Annotated in this window: 4 protein-coding genes; 3 read left to right on the forward strand and 1 reads right to left on the reverse strand. The window is 56.6% G+C overall.

Annotation, left to right across the window (positions count from 1 at the left end):
- The first annotated feature begins 21 nt into the window (after positions 1-21).
- Together ftsZ and lpxC are read left to right on the forward strand one after the other, a co-directional pair.
- Positions 22-1,212, forward strand: coding sequence for a cell division protein FtsZ (ftsZ, locus tag VGC62_RS24375; RefSeq protein WP_331189636.1), 1,191 nt, complete (start codon positions 22-24; stop codon positions 1,210-1,212).
- Between the two features lie 112 nt (positions 1,213-1,324).
- Complete coding sequence (gene lpxC / locus VGC62_RS24380; RefSeq protein WP_331189637.1) at positions 1,325-2,236, forward strand: UDP-3-O-acyl-N-acetylglucosamine deacetylase; 912 nt, start codon at positions 1,325-1,327, stop codon at positions 2,234-2,236.
- Between the two features lie 1,202 nt (positions 2,237-3,438).
- On the opposite strand, the gene VGC62_RS24385 is transcribed toward lpxC, so the two are convergent.
- Positions 3,439-3,894 (reverse strand): DUF721 domain-containing protein, encoded by a 456-nt coding sequence (locus VGC62_RS24385; protein WP_331189638.1) that lies wholly within the window; start codon positions 3,892-3,894, stop codon positions 3,439-3,441.
- 317 nt (positions 3,895-4,211) lie between these two features.
- On the opposite strand from VGC62_RS24385, the gene secA reads away from it, so the two are divergent.
- Positions 4,212-6,953 (forward strand): preprotein translocase subunit SecA, encoded by a 2,742-nt coding sequence (gene secA / locus VGC62_RS24390; protein WP_331189639.1) that lies wholly within the window; start codon positions 4,212-4,214, stop codon positions 6,951-6,953.
- Positions 6,954-7,136: the final 183 nt, after the last annotated feature.

A 7,136-nucleotide genomic window follows, 5' to 3' on the forward strand; every position in this document is an offset into this window, starting at 1 on the left:
GAGAAGTGAAGGAGAGGGAACATGTTCGAGCTCGTAGACAACATCCCACAAAGCCCGGTAATCAAAGTTATCGGCGTAGGTGGTGGCGGCGGCAACGCGGTCAATCACATGGTCAAGAGCAACATCGAAGGCGTTGAGTTCATCTGCGCCAACACTGATGCTCAAGCGCTGAAAAACATCGGCGCGCGGACCATCCTGCAATTGGGTACCAGTGTGACCAAGGGCCTTGGCGCAGGTGCCAATCCTGAGGTAGGTCGTCAGGCCGCACTGGAAGATCGTGAGCGTATTGCAGAAGTTCTGCAGGGCACCAACATGGTCTTCATCACCACTGGCATGGGCGGCGGTACCGGTACCGGTGCGGCCCCGATCATTGCTGAAGTGGCGAAGGAAATGGGCATTCTCACCGTTGCGGTGGTGACCCGTCCGTTCCCTTTCGAAGGCCGCAAGCGCATGCAGATCGCCGATGAAGGCATCCGCGCGCTGTCCGAAAGCGTTGACTCGTTGATCACCATTCCCAACGAGAAGCTGCTGACCATCCTGGGTAAAGACGCGAGCCTGCTGTCGGCGTTCGCCAAGGCCGACGATGTACTGGCCGGTGCCGTTCGCGGTATCTCCGACATCATCAAGCGTCCAGGCATGATCAACGTCGACTTCGCTGACGTGCGTACCGTGATGTCCGAAATGGGCATGGCGATGATGGGTACCGGCTGCGCCAGCGGTCCTAACCGTGCTCGTGAAGCAACCGAAGCGGCCATCCGCAACCCGTTGCTTGAAGACGTCAATCTGCAGGGTGCTCGCGGCATTCTGGTCAACATCACTGCCGGTCCTGACCTGTCACTGGGTGAGTACTCGGACGTGGGTAGCATCATTGAAGCGTTCGCTTCCGAGCACGCCATGGTCAAGGTCGGTACTGTTATCGATCCAGACATGCGTGACGAGTTGCACGTAACTGTGGTTGCGACCGGCCTGGGTGCAAAAATCGAGAAGCCTGTGAAGGTCATCGACAACACCCTGCAAACCGCTCAAGCCGCCCCTGCGCAGCAACAAGCTTCCCGTCAGGAGCAGCCTTCGGTGAATTACCGTGATCTGGACCGTCCTACCGTGATGCGCAATCAGGCACACGCGGGCGCAACAGCCGCGGCGAAAATGAATCCGCACGATGACTTGGATTACCTGGACATTCCAGCCTTCCTGCGTCGTCAGGCTGATTGATGAGTTCTATCAGGGGTATAAGGGTGATTGGTGTTCAGCAAAGGCGAGGTCTGCTATCATCGCCAGCCTTTGTTGATACTAATTCGCGATATGCGCTGAAGCGGCCAATGCCATGATTAAACAACGCACCCTGAAGAATATTATCCGTGCCACAGGTATCGGCCTGCACTCGGGGGAAAAGGTATACCTGACCCTCAAGCCTGCGCCTGTGAATACTGGCATTGTGTTTTTCCGTACCGACCTCGACCCGGTCGTGCAGATCAACGCCTTTGCAGAGAACGTGGGAGACACCACTCTTTCCACGACTCTGTTCAATGGTGACGTCAAGGTCGATACGGTTGAACACTTGCTCTCGGCGCTGGCTGGCCTTGGCATCGATAACGCCTACGTTGAACTCTCTGCCTCCGAAGTTCCAATCATGGACGGCAGCGCAGGTCCCTTCGTATTCCTGATTCAATCGGCAGGCCTGGAAGAACAGGACGCACCGAAGAAATTCATTCGCATCCTGAAAGAAGTCTGTGTCGAGGATGAAGGCAAATACGCCAAGTTCGTGCCGTTTGAAGGGTTCAAGGTGAGTTTCGAAATCGATTTCGATCACCCGTTCCTGAAAAACCGTACGCAGAGCGCAAGCGTCGACTTCTCCAGCACTTCGTTCGTAAAAGAAGTGAGCCGCGCACGTACATTCGGTTTCATGAAAGACATCGAATACCTGCGCAAACACAATCTTGCACTCGGCGGCAGCGTTGAAAACGCAATTGTCGTGGACAAGGACGGTGTATTGAACGAAGACGGCCTCCGGTACGAGGACGAGTTCGTCAAACACAAGATTTTGGATGCCATCGGTGATCTGTATCTGCTGGGCAACAGCCTGATCGGCGAATATCGCGGCTTCAAGTCGGGGCATGGTCTCAATAATCGTCTGCTGCGCGCCTTGATCGCACAGAAAGATGCTTGGGAAGTCGTGACCTTCGAAGACGCGAGTACTGCACCGATCTCCTACATGCGCCCGGTTGCGGCGGTGTAAACAGCCTCTCTTCTTTGTTTTTTTAGCCACCTTCGGGTGGCTTTTTTGTGTCGGCAGATTTGCTATCGCACGTCTTCTGTAGGAGCCAACGTGTTGGCGAGGCGTCTAACGCGGTGCGCCTGAGACACCGCTTCGCGAACAAGTTCACTCCTACAGTGCGCTCTGGCCCAGCTCAACTGATCACCCGCCACATTGAAGACATACGCCATCCGCAGAGGTGAAGCATTTGATACGGCCAAGCTTCCCGGTGAAAAACATCGGCTCAAAGCTTGACCGGGAACAGCGTATCTACAGCGGGTCAACTGCCGTGTTGAAGACGTCCGCCAATGGCTAGCGGTGACAGATGAGCAGCGGCGGGCAATTGTGGTCGAGGCTGCAGAGCGCGTTTAATCTGTAGGAGCCAACGTGTTGGCGAGGCGTCCAACGCGGTGCGCCTGAAACACCGCCTCGCGAACAAGTTCACTCCTACAGTGCGCTCTGGCCCAGCCCCCATGTGGGAGCCGGGCTTGCCCCGCGACCGGCGGGGAACCCGTCGTAAAACCTGCGCATGCGGTGTAACAGGCAGGCCGCGCGCACCGGGTTTACTGCCGCTGCGCGCCAGATCGCGGGACAAGCCGCGCTCCTACAGCTGATCACCCGACACATCGAAGACACACGCCATCCGCAGCGGTGAAGCATTTGATACGGCCAAGCTTCCCAGTGAAAAACATCGGCTCAAAGCTTGACCGGGACAGAGTATCTACAGCGGGTCAACTGCCGTGTTGAAGACGTCAGCCAATGGCTAGCGGTGACAGATGAGCCGCGGCGGGCAATTGTGGTCGAGGCTGCAGAGCGCGTTTCATCTGTAGGAGCCAACGTGTTGGCGAGGCGTCCAACGCGGTTCGCCTGAGACACCGCCTCGCGAACAAGTTCACTCCTACAGTGCGCTCTGGCCCAGCCCCCATGTGGGAGCCGGGCTTGTCCCGCGACCGGCGGGGAACCCGTCGTAAAACCTGCGCATGCGGTGTACCAGGCAGGCCGCACGCGCCGGGTTTGCTGCCGCTGCGCGCCAAGTCGCGGGACAAGCCGCGCTCCTACAGCTGATCACCCGCCACATTGAAGACATACGCCATCCGCAGCGGTGAAGCATTTGATACGGCCAAGCTTCTCAGTGAAAAACATCGGCTCAAAGCTTGACCGGGAACAGAGTATCTATAGATCTCTTAGCCCTTTGGCCTGGCATGCGCAGCCAACCGTTCCAGCGCCGCTTTCAACTTCGGATCGCTGATGCCCTCGGCAGTGGCTTGTATGCTTTCGGCGGCTATGGCCGACAGGTCCATCGTATGACCGGCCGCGCCCTGGGGGACTGTCGCAGGTTGTACTTTAAAGAGAATGCGCGTCAGGCTGCTGAACTCATTGAGCGCTAAAAGCTGGCGTTGCAGGCGCTTTTGTTGATAGCGAAGACGAGTTGCCCAATGGCCGTCCGTCACGATCAACAGCAAGCTACCTTCACGCCAAGAGGCGACATGACAGTGCTCGCGCGCAGCAGGTTGCAATTGACTTTCCAGCAGTCGTTGCAAATGCGCCAGGCGTTGCGCATGGTTGAAAATGGCTTTGAGTGGCTTCGCTTCACGCAACAGGACAGCCGGAGCGCGGGCCGTTAAAGGACGAAATGCCATTTTGGGTGCCTTGGAGAACAAGGTCACATGGTAGCAGAAAGTGAAGTTTTGCCCCTTTCAGTCTGGGCGTTCGTCGCTTTTAGACCCCTAGAGAATGAAAAAACATTAATCAAACTTCTGTCGGCTACGGGTTGAAGTCGTCTAAAAAGACCCTATTGTAAATCTGCCCCGTAACAACGCTGTGCCAGCATCGTGGATAACGCCACTTTCCTCACCACCATTTCCGGGTAGAATGCTCGTTCGCATGCGGCCATGAGGGCTGCACGGGCGACTCACGGGGCCGCCCTCCATCTCTATGTGTGGAAGATCCTGTCGATATGTTTGCGCCTTTGTTAAAAAAACTTTTTGGAAGCAAGAACGAGCGTGAAGTCAAACGCATGCTCAAGACGGTTCAACTCGTCAATGCCTTCGAAGAGAAAATGGTGGCCCTTTCGGACGAGCAATTGCGTGCCAAGACCGAAGAGTTCAAGGCCCGCTTAGCCAAAGGTGAAACCCTCGATAACCTCCTCCCGGAAGCCTTTGCGGTTGCGCGCGAAGCGGGCAAACGCGTCATGGGCATGCGTCACTTTGACGTACAGCTCATCGGTGGCATGACCCTGCACGAAGGCATGATTGCCGAGATGCGCACGGGTGAAGGTAAAACCCTGGTGGCAACACTGGCGGTTTATCTCAACGCGCTGTCTGGCAAGGGCGTTCACGTGGTGACTGTGAACGACTATCTTGCTCGCCGTGACGCCAACTGGATGCGTCCTCTGTATGAATTCCTCGGCCTGACCGTGGGCGTGGTTACGCCTTTCCAGCCGCCTGAAGAAAAACGCGCGGCCTATGCGGCGGATATCACGTACGGAACCAACAACGAATTCGGTTTTGATTACCTGCGCGACAACATGGCTTTCAGCATGGAAGACAAGTTCCAGCGCGAGCTGAATTTCTCCGTGATCGACGAAGTCGACTCCATCCTGATCGACGAAGCGCGTACGCCGCTGATCATCTCCGGTCAGGCTGAAGACAGCTCCAAGCTGTACACCGAAATCAACAAGCTGATCCCTAAGCTTGAGCAGCACATCGAGGAAGTAGAGGGCGAGGTCACCAAACAAGGTCACTTCACCATCGACGAGAAATCCCGTCAGGTCGAGCTGAACGAGTCCGGTCACCAGTTCATCGAAGAGATGCTCACCGAAGTCGGTCTGCTGGCTGTCGGTGAAAGCCTGTATTCGGCGCACAACCTGGGTCTGCTGACTCATGTCTACTCCGGTCTGCGTGCCCACAAACTGTTCAACCGCAATGTCGAGTACATCGTTCAGGACGGCCAGATCCTGCTGGTCGACGAACACACCGGTCGTACCATGCCGGGTCGTCGTCTCTCCGAAGGCCTGCATCAGGCGATCGAAGCCAAAGAGGGCCTGAATATTCAGGCCGAGAGCCAGACCCTGGCGTCCACCACGTTCCAGAACTACTTCCGTCTGTACAACAAACTGTCCGGCATGACCGGTACAGCCGACACCGAAGCGTTCGAATTCCACCAGATCTACAACCTCAACGTGATGGTCATCCCGCCGAACAAGGCGCTGGCACGTAAAGACTTCAACGACCTCGTGTACCTGACGGCCGAAGAGAAATACGCCGCTATCGTCACTGATATCAAAGCCTGCATGGCCGAGAATCGTCCGGTATTGGTGGGTACTGCGACCATCGAAACCTCCGAGCACATGTCCCGCCTGTTGAACAAGGAAGGCATCGAGCACAAGGTTCTGAACGCCAAGTTCCATGAAAAAGAAGCCGAAATCATTGCCCAGGCCGGTCGTCCAGGCGCGCTGACCATTGCCACCAACATGGCCGGTCGCGGTACTGACATCCTGTTGGGCGGTAACTGGGAAGTCGAAGTCGCCAGCCTCGAAGACCCTACCCCAGAGCAAATTGCACAGATCAAGGCTGACTGGCAAAAACGCCATCAGCAAGTGATCGAAGCGGGTGGTCTGCACGTAATTGCTTCGGAGCGTCATGAGTCTCGTCGTATCGACAACCAGTTGCGTGGTCGTGCGGGTCGTCAGGGCGACACCGGTTCGAGCCGTTTCTACCTGTCGCTGGAAGACAGCCTGATGCGCATCTTCGCCTCTGATCGGGTGAAGAACTTCATGAAGGCGCTGGGTATGCAGTCCGGTGAAGCGATTGAACACCGCATGGTGACCAACGCGATCGAGAAGGCTCAGCGCAAGGTCGAAGGCCGTAACTTCGACATCCGCAAGCAACTGCTTGAGTTCGATGACGTCTCCAACGAACAACGTAAAGTGATCTACCACATGCGCAACAGCCTGCTGGCTGCTGACAATATTGGTGACACCATTGCTGAGTTCCGTGAGGAAGTCCTCAATAGCACCATCACCGCACATATTGCGCCTCAGTCGTTGCCAGAGCAGTGGGACGTTGCGGGTCTGGAGGCTGCCTTGAGCAGTGACTTCGGCGTGAAGCTGCCTATTCAGCAGTGGCTCGACGAAGACGATCACCTGCACGAAGACACCCTGCGAGTGAAACTCCTGGAAGCCATCATGTCGGCTTACAACGAGAAAGAAGACCAGGCCAGTGCAGAAGCCCTGCGCAGCTTCGAGAAGCAGATTCTGCTGCGCGTCGTGGACGACCTCTGGAAAGACCACCTGTCGACCATGGATCACCTGCGTCACGGTATCCACCTGCGCGGCTACGCTCAGAAAAACCCGAAGCAGGAATACAAACGCGAGTCCTTCGCGCTGTTCCAGGAACTGCTGGATTCGATCAAGCGCGATACCATCCGCGTGCTGTCGCATGTTCAGGTCCGCCGCGAAGACCAAGCCGACGAAGAGGCACGCCTGCGTCGCGAAGCCGAAGAACTGGCTCAGCGCATGCAGTTTCAGCACGACGAAGCACCCGGTCTGGATCAGCCACAAGCGTTGCTGGCCGAGGAGGGTGACGACGTTGCCGTTGCTGCCGTGCCTGTTCGCAACGACCAAAAGCTGGGCCGCAACGAGCTGTGCTGGTGTGGGTCAGGCAAGAAATTCAAGCACTGCCATGGTCAGATCAGCTAAGTCGCCTACCGTGAACGTGCTGTAGCTGAACGTTGTATTGCAATAGAAGCATGACGCCGCGACTGGCTTACCCGTCGCGGCGTTTTTCAATCGATCGAGCCGTACTGACGGGCTGTCAGACGGCACAGGTATTTTTCAAGGAGCGCACTTCATGGCTGTTGGTCTTGGTCCTTTGCCGACGCT

The organism is Pseudomonas sp., from assembly GCF_036404235.1.
Taxonomy (GTDB): domain Bacteria; phylum Pseudomonadota; class Gammaproteobacteria; order Pseudomonadales; family Pseudomonadaceae; genus Aquipseudomonas.

Excerpts from the sequence above, each read along its gene's own strand:
- ftsZ (WP_331189636.1), top strand. The coding sequence starts at position 22 with ATGTTCGAGCTCGTAGACAACATCCCACAAAGCCCGGTAATCAAAGTT.
- secA (WP_331189639.1), top strand. The coding sequence starts at position 4,212 with ATGTTTGCGCCTTTGTTAAAAAAACTTTTTGGAAGCAAGAACGAGCGT.
- VGC62_RS24385 (WP_331189638.1), bottom strand. The coding sequence starts at position 3,894 with ATGGCATTTCGTCCTTTAACGGCCCGCGCTCCGGCTGTCCTGTTGCGT.
- lpxC (WP_331189637.1), top strand. The coding sequence starts at position 1,325 with ATGATTAAACAACGCACCCTGAAGAATATTATCCGTGCCACAGGTATC.